Origin of the sequence: Streptomyces sp. NBC_00045 (genome assembly GCF_045041095.1) — a bacterium.
Classification (GTDB): Bacteria; Actinomycetota; Actinomycetes; order Streptomycetales; family Streptomycetaceae; genus Streptomyces.
Window position 1 is genome coordinate 5587366 of the sequence record NZ_CP108271.1, and the last position, 16080, is coordinate 5603445.

Annotated in this window: 15 protein-coding genes; 13 read left to right on the forward strand and 2 right to left on the reverse strand. The window is 71.0% G+C overall.

The genetic code is table 11. The features are described 5' to 3' along the window. Positions 1-101 precede the first annotated feature (101 nt). The 10 genes from OHA65_RS26370 (at position 102) to OHA65_RS26415 (ending at position 11366) form a co-directional block, all read left to right on the forward strand. On the forward strand, positions 102-836 hold the full coding sequence (locus tag OHA65_RS26370) for an enhanced serine sensitivity protein SseB (protein ID WP_327278681.1): 735 nt from the start codon (positions 102-104) through the stop codon (positions 834-836). Between the two features lie 63 nt (positions 837-899). Further along, complete coding sequence (locus OHA65_RS26375) at positions 900-1637, forward strand: enhanced serine sensitivity protein SseB C-terminal domain-containing protein (RefSeq protein WP_327278682.1); 738 nt, start codon at positions 900-902, stop codon at positions 1635-1637. Positions 1638-2173: 536 nt separating this feature from the next. Beyond that, positions 2174-3166, forward strand: coding sequence for an ABC transporter permease (locus OHA65_RS26380; protein ID WP_327278683.1), 993 nt, complete (start codon positions 2174-2176; stop codon positions 3164-3166). A gap of 41 nt (positions 3167-3207) precedes the next feature. Then, positions 3208-4971 (forward strand): ABC transporter substrate-binding protein, encoded by a 1764-nt coding sequence (locus OHA65_RS26385; RefSeq protein ID WP_327278684.1) that lies wholly within the window; start codon positions 3208-3210, stop codon positions 4969-4971. Between the two features lie 140 nt (positions 4972-5111). Next, positions 5112-6113, forward strand: a complete 1002-nt coding sequence (locus tag OHA65_RS26390) for an ABC transporter permease (protein ID WP_327278685.1) — start codon at positions 5112-5114, stop codon at positions 6111-6113. A gap of 161 nt (positions 6114-6274) precedes the next feature. Next, positions 6275-7276, forward strand: coding sequence for an ABC transporter ATP-binding protein (locus tag OHA65_RS26395; RefSeq protein WP_327285793.1), 1002 nt, complete (start codon positions 6275-6277; stop codon positions 7274-7276). Positions 7277-7281: 5 nt separating this feature from the next. Next, a complete protein-coding gene (locus OHA65_RS26400) occupies positions 7282-8373 on the forward strand; it encodes a dipeptide ABC transporter ATP-binding protein (RefSeq protein WP_327278686.1) in 1092 nt (363 codons plus the stop codon). Between the two features lie 141 nt (positions 8374-8514). After that, on the forward strand, positions 8515-9171 hold the full coding sequence (locus tag OHA65_RS26405) for a trimeric intracellular cation channel family protein (RefSeq protein WP_327278687.1): 657 nt from the start codon (positions 8515-8517) through the stop codon (positions 9169-9171). Positions 9172-9229: 58 nt separating this feature from the next. Next, positions 9230-10081 carry a thioesterase family protein gene (locus OHA65_RS26410; protein WP_327278688.1) on the forward strand — a complete coding sequence of 284 codons (852 nt, stop codon included), beginning with the start codon at positions 9230-9232 and terminating at the stop codon, positions 10079-10081. Between the two features lie 121 nt (positions 10082-10202). Next, entirely contained in the window at positions 10203-11366 is a 1164-nt protein-coding gene (locus tag OHA65_RS26415) for a cysteine desulfurase family protein (protein WP_327278689.1), read from the forward strand. A 28-nt stretch (positions 11367-11394) separates the two neighbouring features. On the opposite strand, the gene OHA65_RS26420 is transcribed toward OHA65_RS26415, so the two are convergent. Then, entirely contained in the window at positions 11395-12075 is a 681-nt protein-coding gene (locus OHA65_RS26420; RefSeq protein ID WP_329314608.1) for an N-acetylmuramoyl-L-alanine amidase, read from the reverse strand. Between the two features lie 69 nt (positions 12076-12144). Here OHA65_RS26420 and mnmA point away from each other — a divergent pair, with 69 nt between their 5' ends. Continuing rightward, entirely contained in the window at positions 12145-13281 is a 1137-nt protein-coding gene (gene mnmA / locus OHA65_RS26425; protein ID WP_327278691.1) for a tRNA 2-thiouridine(34) synthase MnmA, read from the forward strand. Positions 13282-13410: 129 nt separating this feature from the next. Further along, the gene (locus tag OHA65_RS26430) at positions 13411-13899 is read left to right on the forward strand and encodes a CAP domain-containing protein (protein ID WP_327278692.1); all 489 of its coding nucleotides are present in this window, start codon (positions 13411-13413) and stop codon (positions 13897-13899) included. A gap of 63 nt (positions 13900-13962) precedes the next feature. Here OHA65_RS26430 and OHA65_RS26435 read toward each other — a convergent pair whose 3' ends face one another. Continuing rightward, complete coding sequence (locus OHA65_RS26435; protein WP_327278693.1) at positions 13963-14886, reverse strand: NADP-dependent oxidoreductase; 924 nt, start codon at positions 14884-14886, stop codon at positions 13963-13965. Between the two features lie 123 nt (positions 14887-15009). Between OHA65_RS26435 and OHA65_RS26440 the strand changes: the two genes are divergently transcribed. Further along, positions 15010-15999 carry a helix-turn-helix domain-containing protein gene (locus OHA65_RS26440; RefSeq protein WP_327278694.1) on the forward strand — a complete coding sequence of 330 codons (990 nt, stop codon included), beginning with the start codon at positions 15010-15012 and terminating at the stop codon, positions 15997-15999. Positions 16000-16080: the final 81 nt, after the last annotated feature.

Sequence of the window (16080 nt, forward strand, 5' to 3'; positions counted from 1 at the left end):
GCGGCGGGCGGCGGGCCCGGGGGCGTGGGCGCCGGCGTGGGGGCCGGGGCGAGCCGTTAATGTCGGGCCGACAGCGTGGGGTGAGAACAGCGGAGGCGTACATGCAAGGCGGCGGCTGGCCGGACAACGAGCTGGAGCAGGTGCTCGGGGCGGCGCTGGGGCAGGCGGACGCGGGGGCCCGCATCGTCGAGGTGGTCGGGCGGAGCCTGCTCTGGGTGCCCCTGCCCGCCGGTGGCGGCCCGGACGCGGCCGACCTCACGCTGCCCACTATGGAGATCAACGGGGCGGCGTACGTACCCGTGTACAGCTCCGAGGCCCAGTTCCGCGCCTGCGTCGGTCCCGGCATGGACTTCGCCGTGGCCCCGGCCGTCGAGTTCGCCCGTGGCCTTCCCCCGCAGCTGGGGATCGCCGTGAACCCGGAGGGCGCCGTCGGCGTCCCGCTGCCCCCGCCGGCCGTCGCGGAGCTCTGCCGCACCGGCCGCACCCCGCTCGACGGCCCCGCCACCGGCGGCCGCGTCCGGCTCTTCGAGCCCGACTGGCAGGACGACCCGGTCGACTTCCTGACCGTCGCGGCCGAGGAGTTCCGCGCCACCGGCGTGATCGCCGCCGCCCACCGCTGCCTCGCCAGCGTCGAGGGCGGGGACCCGGAGCTCTACATCGGCGTCCGGCTGCTGGGATGGGAGCCCGAGATGCGCAGCGCCCCGATGGACGCCCTCGGCCGGGCCCTGGCCCGCGTGGCGCCGTCCTGGCCCGTCCAGTTGATCCTGCTGGACGCCGTGCAGGACCCGGTGGTCGACTTCATGGTTGCGCGCGTACGCCCCTTCTACCTCGCGTAGGGCCGCTTAAGCTGGGTGCGGATACGGGTGGACGGGCGGACGAAGAACGAAGAGGGGTACCGGGTGAGTGCGTCAGGCACGGCCGCGGCCGGGCAGGTCGAGCACATGATGCGCCAGGTGACGCCCGGGCGCTACGAGAGCTACGAGTCGCTTCTGCACGCCCTCGCCGAGGGCCGCCTGTGGATGTTGCTCTGGCAGGGCCAGCCGGGCTCCCCGGACGCCCAGTACGGCGGCATGGAGGTCGAGGGCCTCGGGTACGCGCCCTGCGTGACCTCGCCCCAGGAGCTGGCCGCCAGCGGCTGGAACCGGGGCTACGAGGTGGTCACCGGCCGGGACATCGCCCGCGCGCTGTACCCGGACCGCTGGGGCCTGTGGCTCAATCCGCACGCCCAGGGCGGCGGCCTCGGCATTCCCTGGGCCGACCTGCGCCGGATCGCCACCGGCCTCGACCGGATGCCGGCCGGGCCGCTGCGGCTGTCCGAGCCCGCCCTGGAGCTCCCGCAGTTCTACGGGCTGCTGACCCAGCACGCGCACCGCACCCCCGCCGTCCGCTCGCTGCGCCGCGCCTGGGTGCAGCCCTCGCTGGGCTCGCCGTACCTCGCGGTCGGGCTCGACCTGTACGACGCCTCCGCGCCCGCGCTGGAATCCGTACGGGAGATGATGCGCCAGTCGGTCGGCGCGGTCCCCGAGGGCGTGCCGGTGTGCACGGTGGCGCTGGCGGACGAGCACGACCCGGTCGCGATGTGGCTGCGCGCCCAGACCCGCCCCTTCTACGACCGAGAGGGCCAAGCCGCGTACTGACCCGGGGTCGCCCGGCCCGGGCGCGGCGCCCCCCGGGCGGCCGTCCGAGGGATGCCCGGCCACTGAGACGGGCGTATCGAAACGAGCCGAAGGCCGCAGGGAACCATCGTTCCCTGCGGCCTTCGGCTTGTCCGGATTTCACCACTGTTGTGGGTCCAAAAGGCATGGTCCTACCGCGAGTTGGGCGCCATGTCCGATTGTGTACCGAACGGACGGTGTTGCTCCGCTCAGGCGAGAGCGAAGTCCGGATAACGGGAACCCAGCCCTCACATCACGGTTGCGCATCCATTCATCTGCGGGTCTGGCGGCTGATCGCAGCGCCGATGAAGACTCCCCACCCAAGAGCCGGTCAGTCCTCCAAGACCCGGTTCGTTCATTGCGTTTCGCTTGTGGCTTTGCACCGCACTTCCCGCAGTTCCTGCACCTCAACACGCGTCCCGCGTGTCACCACGCACTCCGAGCGCCACTCCGCACCAACGCCGCCACAGCGGCGGGCATGGGCCGGCAACCGTCGGCCGAGAGGGGTCCCCACCACGATGACGGCACCACTGCATGACACGAGCGCGGAAGCACCCGCACCCGTGTCCGTAGCCGACGTCCCTGCCAAGGCCATCGAAGGCCGCTCGCCCGGCCGCATCGCCTGGATGCGGCTCAAGCGCGACAAGGTCGCGCTGACCGGCGGAGTGGTCGTGATCCTCCTGATCCTGGTGGCGGTCTTCGCACCGCAGATCGTGAGCCTGCTGGGCCACCCGCCCAACGAGTTCCACGAGGACTTGATCGACCCGGATCTGGGCACGCCGCTCGGCTCCTTCGGCGGCATGAGCTCCGACTACCTGCTGGGCGTCGAACCCACCAACGGGCGAGACGTGTTCAGCCGGATCGTCTACGGCGCCCGGATCTCCCTGGTCGTCGCCTTCCTGTCGGCCTTCGTGTCGGTCACCATAGGCAGCCTGCTCGGCGCACTCGCCGGTTTCATCGGCGGCTGGGTCGACGGCCTGATCAGCCGCCTGATGGACCTGCTGCTCGCGTTCCCGCAGCTGCTGTTCACCATCGCCCTGGTGTCGGTCGTCCCCAACTCCCTCTGGGGGTTCTCGGGTTCGGGCGTACGCATGGGCGTACTGATCGTCGTCATCGGCTTCTTCGGCTGGCCGTACATCGGCCGCATCGTGCGAGGCCAGACGATCTCCCTGCGGGAGCGCGAGTACGTCGAGGCCGCGCGCAGCCTCGGGGCCGGCCGCGGCTACATCCTGATCAAGGAGCTGCTGCCCAACCTGTTCGCGCCGATCCTCGTCTACTCGACGCTGCTCATCCCGACCAACATCCTGACGGAGGCGGCCCTCAGCTTCCTCGGCGCCGGCGTCAAACCGCCCACCGCCTCCTGGGGAAAGATGCTGTCCGACGCCATCCCCATCTACCAGGACGACCCCGCGTACATGGTGGTCCCCGGTATCACGATCTTCATCACCGTCCTGGCGTTCAACCTCTTCGGGGACGGGCTGCGTGACGCACTCGACCCCAAGGGCAGCTGAACCGCTTCATCGATTCACCCACCAATGGAGGTTGGACCAACGTGATCCGCAGAAAGCAGGCATTCGCGATCACCGCCGTGATCGCCGCCCTGTCCCTGACCGCCGCGTGCGGTGGCAGTGACGGCAAGAAGGACGAGGGCAAGGGAGCCGGCGGCGCCGCGTTCAACGCGGCCACCACCGGCATGGTGAACCCCTCGGACGCCAAGGGCGGCGAGCTCAAGCTCTGGTCGCCCCAGGACGTCGACTACCTCGACCCGGCGCGTGCCTACTACGGCTTCGTGTGGGACATCCAGCGCCTCTACGTGCGCCAGCTGCTCGCGTACGACAGCAAGCCGGGCAAGGACGGCAGCAAGCTCGTCCCGGACCTCGCCGAGGGTCTGCCGGTCCTGAGCAACGAGGGCAAGACGTACACCCTCAAGATCAAGGACGGCGTCAAGTTCGAGGACGGCACGCCGATCACCTCGAAGGACTTCAAGTACGGCATCGAGCGCGTCTTCGCGCAGGACGTGCTGTCCGGCGGTCCCACCTACCTGATCGACCTCCTCGACCAGGGCCAGAAGTACCCCGGCCCGTACAAGGACACCGACGCCAACAAGATGGGCCTGAAGTCCGTCGAGACGCCGGACGACAAGACGATCGTCTTCAACCTGGCGAGCGCCAACTCCGACTTCAGCTACCTGCTGGCCATGCCGTCCTCCTCGCCGGTCCCGGCGGCCAAGGACACCGGCGCCACGTACACCAACAAGCCGGTCTCCACCGGCCCGTACAAGGTCGAGAGCTTCACCGCGAGCAAGGGCGCGACCTTCGTCCGCAACGAGAACTGGGACCCGAAGACCGACACGATCCGCAAGGGTCTGCCGGACAAGGTCTCCTTCACCGTGACTACCAACCCGGACGACATGGACGCGCGTCTGCTGTCCGGCGACATCGACCTCGCCATCGACGGCACGGGCATGCAGCAGGCCGGCAAGAACAAGGTCCTCAAGGACGAGAACCTCAAGAAGAACGCGGACAACCCGTTCACGGGCTACATCCGCTACTTCGCCTTCCCGACCACGGTCGCGCCGTTCGACAACGTCGAGTGCCGCAAGGCCGTCATCTACGCCGCCGACCCGAAGTCGCTCCAGACCGCCCGCGGTGGCCCGACCAGCGGTGACCTCGGCGCGAACATGCTGCCGCCCGGCATCCCCGGCTCCGACAAGAGCTACGACCCGTGGAACCTGACCAAGGGCGAGCCGCAGGAGGCCAAGGCCAAGGAGGCCCTCAAGGCCTGTGGCAAGCCGGACGGGTTCGAGACCACCATCGCGGTCCGCAACAACCGCGCCCCCGAGGTGAAGACCGCCGAGTCCCTCCAGGCGTCGCTCGCCAAGGTCGGCATCAAGGTCACCATCGACCAGTACGACGGCAAGCTCTCCTCCTCCGTGATCGGTTCGCCCGAGAACGTGAAGAAGAAGGGCTACGGCATCATCGTGATGGGCTGGGGCGCCGACTACAACTCCGGTTCGGGCTTCCTGCAGCCGCTCGTCGACGGCAAGTTCATCCAGCCGAACGGCAACAACAACTACACCGAGATCAACGACCCGGAGATCAACGAGCTCTTCAAGACGGCTGCGGCCGCCGCGACTCCGGAAGCTGCTGCTCCGTTCTACACGGACATCAACAAGAAGGTCATGGAGAAGGCGCTCTACCTTCCCATCAACTTCGACAAGGCCTTCGTCTACCACAACCCGCGTCTGACGAACGTCTACTTCAACGACTCCATGGGCAAGATCGACCTGGCCACGGTCGGCATCGCCGCCAAGTAGCCGAGTCGTCGAGTCGTCACGTAACAACAGGCAAGTGCCTTCACCGCACATGCGCTAGTCCGAAGGGCAGGTGAAGGCCGCAGGCGGCGGCTGTCGTCCCACGAGGGACGGCAGCCGCCCGCCCCGGGCGGCCGACTGCAGTGCTCGTCTACCTCATACGGCGGCTGTTCAACGTCGTCGCCACGCTGCTGGTGGTCTCCGTGGTCACCTTCGGCATCTTCTTCGCGGTCCCCAAGATCACAGGCAGCGATCCGGCCCTCATGTACGCCGGCCGCGAGACCAACGAGACCGCCCTGGCGGGCATCCGCGTGAAGATGGGCTTCGACAAGCCCATCTCCGAGCAGTACCTGACCTTCGTCAAGGGCATCTTCGTCGGCCGCGACTACGACGGCGGCACCGATGTCACCCACTGCGCCGCCCCCTGCTTCGGCTACTCCTTCAAGACCGAGGCACCCGTCTGGGAGACCATGGTCGACCGCATGCCGGTCACCCTCTCGCTGGCCCTCGGCGCAGCGGTCATCTGGGTGATCGCCGGTGTGGCCACGGGCGTGGTCTCGGCGCTCAAACGCAGGACCGCCATCGACCGCACCGTCATGGTCGGCGCGCTCGCCGGTGTCTCGCTGCCGATCTTCTTCACCGGCATGGTGGCCCCCGCGATCTTCGTCTACAGCCTCGGCTGGCTGGACGTGTCCAACTACAAACCGCTCACCGAGGATCCGGTGGCCTGGCTCAACTCCCTGATCCTGCCCTGGGTGACCCTGGCCTTCCTCTTCGCCGCCACCTACGCCCGCATCACCCGCGCCACGATGCTGGAAGTGCTCGGCGAGGACTACATCCGCACCGCCCGCGCCAAGGGACTCAAGGAGGGCGTGGTCATCCGCAAGCACGCCCTGCGCTCCACCCTCACCCCGATCGTCACGATGTTCGGCCTGGACCTCGGCGGACTCCTCGGTGGCGCGGTGCTCACCGAGACGACCTTCAACTTCCAGGGTCTGGGGACGGCGGCCGTCGCCGCCATCGGCCAGGGCGACCTGCCCGTGATCATGGGCGTCACCCTGCTCGCCGCACTCTTCGTGGTGATGGCCAACCTGATCGTGGACCTGCTGTACGCCGTCATCGACCCGCGCGTGAGGCTGACGTGACCGAGAACCCCACCAACGGCGCAGGCTCCGGCGAGTCCGCCGACCGCGAACCGGTCGTCGGCCACGTCGCCGGCGGCCCCGCGTTCGTACCCGAGCAGGCCGGCCCGCCGGAGACCGGCCCGTCGACGAGCGCGGCCTTCCTCTCCGTACGCGACCTCAAGGTGCACTTCCCGACCGACGACGGCCTCGTCAAGTCCGTCGACGGGCTCTCCTTCGACCTGGAGCGCGGCAAGACCCTCGGCATCGTCGGCGAGTCCGGCTCCGGCAAGTCGGTGACCTCGCTGGCCATCATGGGCCTGCACCGCACCGGCAACGCCCGCAGCCGCCCGCACATCTCGGGCCAGGTCGTGCTCGACGGCGAGGACCTCGTACGGGCCGACGCCGACCACGTGCGCAGGCTGCGCGGGCGCAAGATGGCCATGGTCTTCCAGGACCCGCTGTCCGCGATGCACCCGTACTACTCGGTCGGCAAGCAGATCATCGAGGCGTACCGCACCCACCAGAACGTCGACAAGAAGACCGCCCGCACCCGCGCGGTCGAGATGCTCGACCGGGTCGGCATCCCCGAGCCCCACCGGCGCGTGGACGCGTACCCGCACGAGTTCTCCGGCGGCATGCGCCAGCGCGCGATGATCGCGATGGCGCTCGTCAACAACCCCGAACTGCTCATCGCGGACGAGCCGACCACCGCCCTCGACGTCACCGTCCAGGCGCAGATCCTCGACCTGATCCGCGACCTGCAGAAGGAGTTCGGCTCCGCGGTCATCATGATCACGCACGACCTCGGCGTGGTCGCCGAGATGGCCGACGAGATCCTCGTGATGTACGGCGGCCGGTGCGTCGAGCGCGGCACCGCGGAGAAGGTCTTCTACGAGCCGCGCCACCCCTACACCTGGGGCCTGCTCGGCTCCATGCCGCGCATCGACCGCGAGCAGACCGAGCGCCTGATCCCGGTCAAGGGCTCGCCGCCCAGCCTCATCAACATCCCGAGCGGCTGCGCCTTCAACCCGCGCTGCCCGTACGCCGACGTCCCCAAGGGCGGCATCACCCGCACCCAGCGGCCCGAGCTGACCGAGGACGGCAGCCGGCACTGGTCCGCCTGCCACATGTCGCATGAGGAGCGGACCCGGATCTGGACCGAAGAGATTGCGCCGAAGCTGTGACCGACATGAAGAAGGACCCCGCGGCCAAGGGCTCCGCGGCTGCGGCCGAGGAGCAGCCGCTGCTGAAGGTGACCGGCCTGGTCAAGCACTTCCCCATCAGCAAGGGGCTGCTGCGCCGGCAGGTCGGGGCCGTCAAGGCCGTCGACGGCATCGACTTCGACGTCCGGCGCGGTGAGACGCTCGGCGTGGTCGGCGAGTCCGGCTGCGGCAAGTCGACGATGGGCCGGCTGATCACCCGCCTGCTGGAGCCCACCGGCGGCACCGTCGAGTTCGAGGGGCGCGACATCACGCACCTCGGGGTCTCCGGGATGCGTCCGCTGCGCCGCGACGTGCAGATGATCTTCCAGGACCCGTACGGCTCGCTCAACCCCCGGCACACGGTCGGCACGATCGTCGGCGCCCCCTTCAAGCTCCAGGGCGTCCAGCCCGAGGGCGGACTGAAGGCGGAGGTCCAGCGGCTGCTGTCGCTGGTGGGCCTCAACCCGGAGCACTACAACCGCTACCCGCACGAGTTCTCGGGCGGCCAGCGCCAGCGCATCGGCATCGCCCGCGCGCTGGCCCTCAAGCCGAAGCTGGTCGTCGCCGACGAGCCGGTCTCGGCGCTGGACGTGTCGATCCAGGCCCAGGTGGTCAACCTGCTGGACGACCTCCAGGAGGAGCTCGGCCTCACCTACGTGATCATCGCGCACGACCTGTCGGTCATCCGGCACGTGTCGGACCGCATCGCGGTGATGTACCTCGGCAAGATCGTGGAGCTGACCGACCGCAAGTCGCTGTACGAGAACCCGATGCACCCGTACACCAAGGCGCTGCTGTCGGCCGTACCGGTGCCGGACCCGCGCCGGCGCGGCACCAAGAGTGGCCGCATCCTGCTCAAGGGCGACGTCCCGTCGCCGATCTCGCCGCCCTCCGGCTGCCGCTTCCACACCCGCTGCTGGAAGGCCACGCAGATCTGCACGACGCAGGAGCCGCCGATGCTGGCCCTGGCCACGGGTCACCAGGTGGCCTGCCACCACCCGGAGAACGCCCCCGACCAAGCCCCCGGCGACACCGCCCTCCCGGGTGCCGCAGAGGCAGTGGCCACGATCGCGGACTGACCCCGCCCCCGTCGCCCCGGCGTCCCGGCTCCGCCCCCACGGAGCCGGGCCCCGGCGTTTGCGGCACCCCCGGCGCGGCCGGCCCGGGGGTGCCGGGGCGGCCGGTCGAACTGCCGGCCGGCCGGGCGGCACAATGGGGCAGTGCTCCACGATCTCTTCCCGCCCGGGATCCAGCATGCCCTGGACCTCGCCGGCATCTTCGTCTTCGCCACCGCCGGCGCCCTGCTCGCCGTACGCAAGAACTTCGACGTCTTCGGCATCTGCGTCCTCGCCCTGGTCACCGCCCTCGGCGGCGGCCTCTTCCGCGACCTCGTCATCGGTGCCGTCCCGCCCGCCGCCTTCGGCGAGCTCAGCTTCTTCGTCACGCCGCTGATCGCGGCCGGCCTCGTCTTCTTCCTGCACCCCGAGGTGCAGCGGATCAACCGCGCCATCAACGTCTGCGATGCCGCCGGCCTCGCGCTGTTCTGTGTGACGGGCACGACCAAGGCGTACGAGTTCGGCCTCGGACTCACCGCGTCCGCCGCGCTGGGCCTGGCCACCGCCGTCGGCGGGGGCGTGCTGCGCGACGTGCTCGCCAACGAGGTGCCGTCGCTGCTGCGCGACCGCGAGATGTACGCCGTCCCCGCCATGGTCGGCGCCTCGATGGTGGCCGTGTTCATCGGTTTCGGCGTGCTCAACGCGATGACCACCGCCCTCGCGATCGTCACCACGTTCGTGCTCCGGCTCCTCGCCATGACCTACCACTGGCGGGCCCCGCTGGCCTGGAACCGCCGCTCCTCGGTGGCCGAAGAGCCGTAATCAGCGTGTCACAAACAAAAGCTACCGCTTAGTAGCTTCGCGTTGTAGTGTCGAATTCATGGCATACGCAGCGGCCCAGGCATCCATCGGCGACAGCGAGTTCGACCGCGACACCACCGTCACCGAGCGCGCGGGCGAACCCGGCGTGTACGAAGCGGAGCTCTCCGCGGGGTGGACGATCATCAGCGCCGTCAACGGCGGCTACCTGCTGGCCCTGGTCGGCCGGGCCCTGTCGGCGGCCCTGCCGCACCCGGACCCCTTCACCGTCTCCGCCCACTACCTGACCTCGTCCGTACCCGGCCCCGCCGTGATCCGCACCGAGGTCGTCCGGGTCGGGCGCACCCTCTCCACCGGCCAGGCCTCCCTCTTCCAGTACGACGAGAGCGGCGCCGAGATCGAGCGGATCCGGGTCGTCGCCTCGTACGGCGACCTCGCCTCCCTCCCGGACGACGTCCGCACCACGGCGGTCCCGCCGGTGATCCCGTCCTACGGGGACTGCCTCGGCCCGGAGGCCGGTCCGGCCCCGATCCCCGGCAGCAACGCCATCGTGGACCGGCTCCGGCTGAGGCTCGACCCGGCTACGGCGGGCTGGGCGCTCGGTGCGCCGTCCGGGAAGGGTGAAATGCGGGCCTGGTTCGAGCTGGCCGACGGCCGTGACGCGGACCCGCTGTCGATGCTGCTCGCGGTGGACGCGCTGCCGCCGACCTGCTTCGACCTGGGTCTGATGGGCTGGAGCCCGACCATCGAGCTCACCACCCACATCCGCCGGCGCCCGGCCCCCGGTCCGCTGCGGATCTCCATCACCACCCGGAACCTGGCCGGCGGCTTCCTGGAGGAGGACGCCGAGGTCTGGGACTCCTCGAACCACCTGGTGGCCCAGTCCCGCCAGCTCGCCCGAGCCCCCCGCTAGGCCGGGCCCGCGGACGCGGCCCAGGCGCCGGCCCGCCCGGGGCCCGCGCGCACTACCGCCGGGAGGGGCGGGGGTACGCGGGGTCCGGGCGCGGGGAGCGGGCTCGTAGAATCAGGGGATCATGGCCTACCTCGACCACGCCGCCACCACTCCGATGCTCCCGGAGGCCGCTGCGGCGATGACCGCGCAGTTCGCCGCCACGGGTAACGCGTCCTCCCTCCACGCCGCCGGCCGTCGCGCCCGCCGTACCGTCGAGGAGGCCCGCGAGGCCCTCGCCGAGGCACTCGGCGCCCGCCCGAGCGAGGTGGTCTTCACCGCGGGCGGCACGGAGGCCGACAACCTCGCCGTCAAGGGCCTGTACTGGGCCCGCCGCGACCAGGACCCCGCCCGGACCCGGGTGCTCGCCAGCCCCGTCGAGCACCACGCCGTCCTCGACGCCGTCCACTGGCTCGGCGAGCACGAGGGAGCCCGCGTCGAGTACCTGCCCGTCGACCGCCACGGCCGCGTGCACCCCGAGGACCTGCGCGAAGCCATCGCACGCAACCCCGACGACGTGGCCCTGGCCACCGTCATGTGGGCCAACAACGAGATCGGCACCGTCATGCCGGTCCATGAACTCGCGGCAGTGGCCCGCGAGTTCGCGATCCCCCTGCACTCCGACGCCGTCCAGGCCTTCGGGCAGCTCGACGTCCGCTTCGGTGACAGCGGCCTCGCCGCGATGACCGTCAGCGCCCACAAGATCGGTGGCCCCTACGGCATCGGCGCGCTGCTGCTCGGCCGCGACCAGAGCCCCGTCCCCGTCCTGCACGGCGGCGGCCAGGAGCGGCACGTCCGCTCCGGGACCCTCGACGTGCCCGCCATCGCCGCCTTCGCGGTGGCCGCCGTGATCGCCGCCGAACGGCGCGAGCGGTTCGCCACCGAGATCGGCGGGCTGCGTGACGAACTGGTCGCCGCCGTCCTGCGGGAAGTACCCGACGCCGTCCTCGGCGGCGACCCCGACGACCGGCTGCCGGCCAACGCGCACTTCAGCTTCCCCGGCTGCGAGGGCGACTCGCTGCTGCTCCTGCTGGATGCCCAGGGCATCGAATGCTCCACCGGCTCGGCCTGCACCGCGGGCGTGGCCCAGCCCAGCCACGTCCTGCTGGCCACCGGCACCGACCCGCAACTGGCCCGGGGCACCCTGCGCTTCTCCCTCGGTCACACCTCCACCAAGGAGGACGTCGCGGCCGTCGCCGCCGCGATCGGCCCGGCGGTCGAACGCGCCCGCACGGCAGGCCTCAGCTAGAGCCCGGAGCCCGGGCGGCCCCCGCTGGTCAGTGGGGGGCCGCTGCGAGTTCCGAGCGGACCAGGCCCAGGTAGCGGTTCCAGTCCCAGTGCGGGCCCGGGTCGGTGTGGTCGGCGCCCGGGACCTCGGAGTGGCCCAGTATGTGCGTACGGTCCACGGGTATGCCGTACCTGCGGCAGACGTCCGCGGCCAGCCGGGCCGAGGCCGCGTACAGCGCGTCCGTGAAGTCCTGCGGCCGGTCCACGAAGCCCTCGTGCTCGATGCCCACACTGCGCTCGTTCATCGAGCGGTTGCCCGAGTGGAAGGCGACGTCCAGCTCGCGCACCATCTGCTCGATACGGCCGTCCTGGCCGACTATGTAGTGCGCCGACGCCTGGTGCCACGGGTTCTTGAACGCATCCACCGACGACGCGAAGCTGCCCTGTGTGACATGGACGACGATCCGGTCCACCCGGTAGTCGTCGGGCCGGTCCGCCAGTCGCCAGTTCGCCGGCGAGGCCGCCGTCCAGCCCACGCCAGCGTGGTCGACCTCACCTTCCTTCCGCGGCTTGCCCACTCCCGGCAGCAGCCACCAGGCGCGCCGCAGTTCGTCCTGTCCGGCGATCGCCGCCGCGGTGAAGACCGCGAGCCCCCCGAACAGCACCATCCGGCGCGTCCTGCGCGGCGCGGCTTTCGGCGCCCCCTCGGCCCTGCCGACCTTGCTCCCCATGTGATCCACCCCCCGTACCCGATAACGCGCTGTGACCCCGGCCGGTTCCCCCGTACCCTGGACGGTGCTATGACTGAGAACCTGCCGCGCACCGCCCGCCCCCTTCGCGTCCTGGCCGCCATGTCCGGCGGCGTGGACTCCGCCGTTGCCGCCGCCCGCGCGGTCGAAGCCGGGCACGACGTGACCGGCGTCCACCTCGCGCTCTCCGCGAACCCACAGTCCTTCCGGACCGGCGCCCGCGGCTGCTGCACCATCGAGGACTCCCGCGACGCCCGCCGCGCCGCCGACGTCATCGGCATCCCGTTCTACGTCTGGGACCTGGCCGAGCGCTTCCGCGAGGACGTCGTCGAGGACTTCATCTCCGAGTACGAGGCCGGGCGCACCCCGAACCCCTGCCTGCGCTGCAACGAGAAGATCAAGTTCGCGGCCCTGCTGGACAAGGCCCTCGCCCTCGGCTTCGACGCCGTCTGCACCGGCCACTACGCCACCGTCGTCCTGAACGAGGACGGCACCCGCGAGCTGCACCGCGCCTCCGACATGGCCAAGGACCAGTCGTACGTCCTCGGCGTCCTCGACGAGAAGCAGCTCGCCCACGCCCTCTTCCCGCTCGGTGACACCCTCACCACCAAGGAAGAGATCCGCGCCGAGGCCGAGGAGCGCGGTCTGGCCGTCGCGAAGAAGCCCGACAGTCACGACATCTGCTTCATCGCCGACGGCGACACCCAGGGCTTCCTCGCGAGCCGCCTGGGCAAGGCCGAGGGCGACATCGTCGACGGGGCCACCGGTGAGAAGGTCGGCACCCACGACGGCGCCTTCGGCTTCACCATCGGCCAGCGCAAGGGCCTGCGCATCGGCCATCCCGCGCCCGACGGCAAGCCGCGCTACGTCCTCGACATCTCGCCGGTGAACAACACCGTCACCGTCGGACCCGTCGAGGCCCTGGACGTCACCGCCCTCACCGCGATCCGCCCCCGCTGGTGCGGAGCCGTGGCTGCCGCCCCGGGCACCTACACCGCCCAGCTGCGCGCCCACGGCGGCGAGACCGAGGTCTTCGCCGAGGTCGTCGAGGGCGAGCTGCGGGTCTCCTTCACCGAGCCGGTCCGCGGCGTCGCCCCCGGCCAGGCGATCGTGCTCTACGACGGCACCCGCGTGGTCGGCTCCGCCACCATCGCGACCACCACCCGGGCCGCGGCCGCCGCGGTCTGACCCGGACCGGGCAAGGGTGCCCGCCGTCCCGGGTGCGGGCGGCGGGCTGTGCGGCCAGACTCGGAAGTTCAGATTCCGGGGGTGGGAGGGGGCAGGAACCTCCGGGCCGTACCGCCAAGGGGACACCACATGAGCACCAGAACCCATCGCGTCCGTCGTCTGGCCGTGGCCGCCTGCGCGGCCCCGCTGCTGTTCACCGGGGCCGCCTCCGGCGCGGCCGCCGCGGCCGTGCCCGACACCGTGCGGGACTCGAACGCCGGTGAGATCGTTTCGCTGGTCAACGCGGAGCGGGCCAAGGCCGGATGCCCCGCGCTGACCGTGAACCCGAAGCTCACCCAGGCTGCGCAGACCCACGCCGAGGACATGGCCGAGAACAACCTCAACGGACACACCGGGTCCGACGGCTCCAACGAGGGGACCCGGCTCGACCGGGTCGGCTACAACTGGAGCTCCTGGGGCGGGAACGTCTCCTCGGGCTTCCCCGACTCCAAGGCGCACGTCGACGGCTGGCTGAACAGTGCACCCCACAAGAAGGCCGTGCTGAACTGCAACTTCACCGAGACGGGCGTCGGAGTCTCGGGCGACCGCGCCGTGCAGATGTTCGCCAGGCCCATGTGACGCCGCCGCCTCGGCCCGGCCCGACGGGCGCGTCCGACGCGCCCGACAGGTCCGGCCCGGCCCTCAGGCCACCGTGAGGACGATCTTGCCGGTGGTCCGGCCCTGCTCGCCGATCTCGTGGGCCTTCGCGGCCTGCTCCAGCGGCAGCACCGTGTCGACCAGCGGCCTCAGCAGGCCCCGGTCGGCCAGCGCGGCGATCTCCTCCAGGCCCTTGAGGTCCGGTTCCACCAGGACCCAGGAGGCGTGCACGCCGTGCGGGTCGGTCGGGAGGCCGTCCGGGCCCGGCAGGGTCACCAGGTGGCCGCCCGGCTTGAGCACCTTCAGCGAGCGCTGTCCGTAGTCCCCGCCCACCGCGTCGATCACGACGTCCACGTCGGAGACGGCGTCCTCGAAGTCGGTGGTGCGGTAGTCGATCACCTCGTCGGCGCCCAGCTCGCGCAGCAGCTCGTGCTTGGCCGCGCTCGCCGTGCCGATGACGTACGCCCCACGAGCCTTGGCGATCTGCAGGGCCAGGTGGCCGACACCGCCGGCCGCCGCGTGCACCAGCACCCGCTGCCCGGCCGCGACCCCGGCCGTGTCCACCAGCGCCTGCCAGGCGGTCAGCGCCGCCAGCGGCAGGGCCGCCGCCTGCACGTGGTCCAGGGACGCCGGCTTGCGGGCGAAGTGGCGCGCCGGGGCGACCACGTACTCGGCGTAGCCGCCGGCCTGGCGCGGGAAGTTCGGCATGCCGTACACCTCGTCGCCCGCGCGGTACAGGGTCACGCCCGGACCGACCGCTTCGACGGTGCCCGACACGTCCCAGCCGACCATCGGGACCTCGCCCCAGCCGATCAGACCGCCGCTGGCCCGGGTCTTCCAGTCCACCGGGTTCACCCCCGCCGCGCGGACCCGGACGAGGATCTCGTTCAGGCCCGGCTCGGGCCGCTCCGTCTCGACCTCGGTGAGAACCTCGGGCCCACCCCACTGGCTGACGACGACCGCGCGCATGACTGTCTCCTTGGTAATGCTTGGTGATGTTCCGTACCGGTTTCCCCGGTGGTGACACCAGCTTGGCGGCCCGCAGCTCCGTCTGGTATTGGCCGTACGGCCACCATGTGACAGAATCTGGCCATGCCCGCTTTGCATCGAATCGCCGTACTCGCCCTTGAGGGCGTCGCCCCCTTCGAGCTCGGCATGCCCTCACGGGTCTTCGGCAACGCCCGCACCGAGGACGGCGGCGCCCTGTACGAGGTCACCGTCTGCACGGCCGACGGGCAGCCCGTGACCAGCGACGCGGGCTTCTCCATCGGTGTCACCGCAGGCTCCGAGGCCCTCGCCGCGGCCGACACCGTGATCGTCCCGCCCACCCACGCCATGCCCGGCCTGCTGCGCGGCGAGCCCCTGCCGCAGGCCCTCGTCGACGCCCTCGCCCACATCCGCCCCGGCACCCGCATCGTGTCGATCTGCACCGGCTCCGAGGTGCTCGCCGCCGCCGGGCTGCTCGACGGCCGGCGCGCCACCACGCACTGGGTGCACGCCCCGGAGTTCCAGCGGGCCTTCCCGCGCGTCAACCTCGACGAGGACGTGCTCTTCGTCGACGACGGCGACATCCTCACCTCGGCCGGAGTGGCCGCCGGCATCGACCTCTGCCTCTACCTGATCCGCGCCGACCACGGCACCGCCGCCGCCAACCGCGCCGCGCGGCTGTGCGTCGTACCGCCCTGGCGCGACGGCGGGCAGGCCCAGTACATCGACCGGCCCGTCCCCGAGCCGACCGTCGCCACCACCACCGCCACCCGGGCCTGGGCCTTGGAGCGGCTCGCCGAACCGGTCACGCTGGGCGAGCTGGCCGCGCACGCCAGGATGAGCCTGCGCACCTTCACCCGGCGGTTCCGCGACGAGGTCGGCATGACCCCGGTGCAGTGGCTCACCGTTCAACGCCTCGAATTGGCGCGCCAGTTGCTGGAGTCCAGTGACCTGCCGGTCGATCTGGTCGCGCACCGGTCCGGCTTCGGCTCCGCCAACTCGCTGCGCCAGCACATGCGGACCGCCCTCGGCATCTCGCCGATCGCCTACCGCAGGACCTTCCGGCCCGGCGTCCCGGCGCCGGCGCACGCATGACCCCGAAAGTAATGGCCTCCGCCGCCTCGGCTTGACAAGATCGAGTCAACCAATCGATCCCGTACGACACTTGACGCTGCG

Bases quoted from the DNA above. Each gene is read 5' to 3' on its own strand.
- OHA65_RS26430 (WP_327278692.1), top strand. From the start codon at position 13,411: ATGAGCACCAGAACCCATCGCGTCCGTCGTCTGGCCGTGGCCGCCTGC.
- OHA65_RS26415 (WP_327278689.1), top strand. From the start codon at position 10,203: ATGGCCTACCTCGACCACGCCGCCACCACTCCGATGCTCCCGGAGGCC.
- mnmA (WP_327278691.1), top strand. From the start codon at position 12,145: ATGACTGAGAACCTGCCGCGCACCGCCCGCCCCCTTCGCGTCCTGGCC.
- OHA65_RS26420 (WP_329314608.1), bottom strand. From the start codon at position 12,075: ATGGGGAGCAAGGTCGGCAGGGCCGAGGGGGCGCCGAAAGCCGCGCCG.
- OHA65_RS26435 (WP_327278693.1), bottom strand. From the start codon at position 14,886: ATGCGCGCGGTCGTCGTCAGCCAGTGGGGTGGGCCCGAGGTTCTCACC.
- OHA65_RS26370 (WP_327278681.1), top strand. From the start codon at position 102: ATGCAAGGCGGCGGCTGGCCGGACAACGAGCTGGAGCAGGTGCTCGGG.
- OHA65_RS26410 (WP_327278688.1), top strand. From the start codon at position 9,230: ATGGCATACGCAGCGGCCCAGGCATCCATCGGCGACAGCGAGTTCGAC.
- OHA65_RS26440 (WP_327278694.1), top strand. From the start codon at position 15,010: ATGCCCGCTTTGCATCGAATCGCCGTACTCGCCCTTGAGGGCGTCGCC.
- OHA65_RS26380 (WP_327278683.1), top strand. From the start codon at position 2,174: ATGACGGCACCACTGCATGACACGAGCGCGGAAGCACCCGCACCCGTG.
- OHA65_RS26400 (WP_327278686.1), top strand. From the start codon at position 7,282: ATGAAGAAGGACCCCGCGGCCAAGGGCTCCGCGGCTGCGGCCGAGGAG.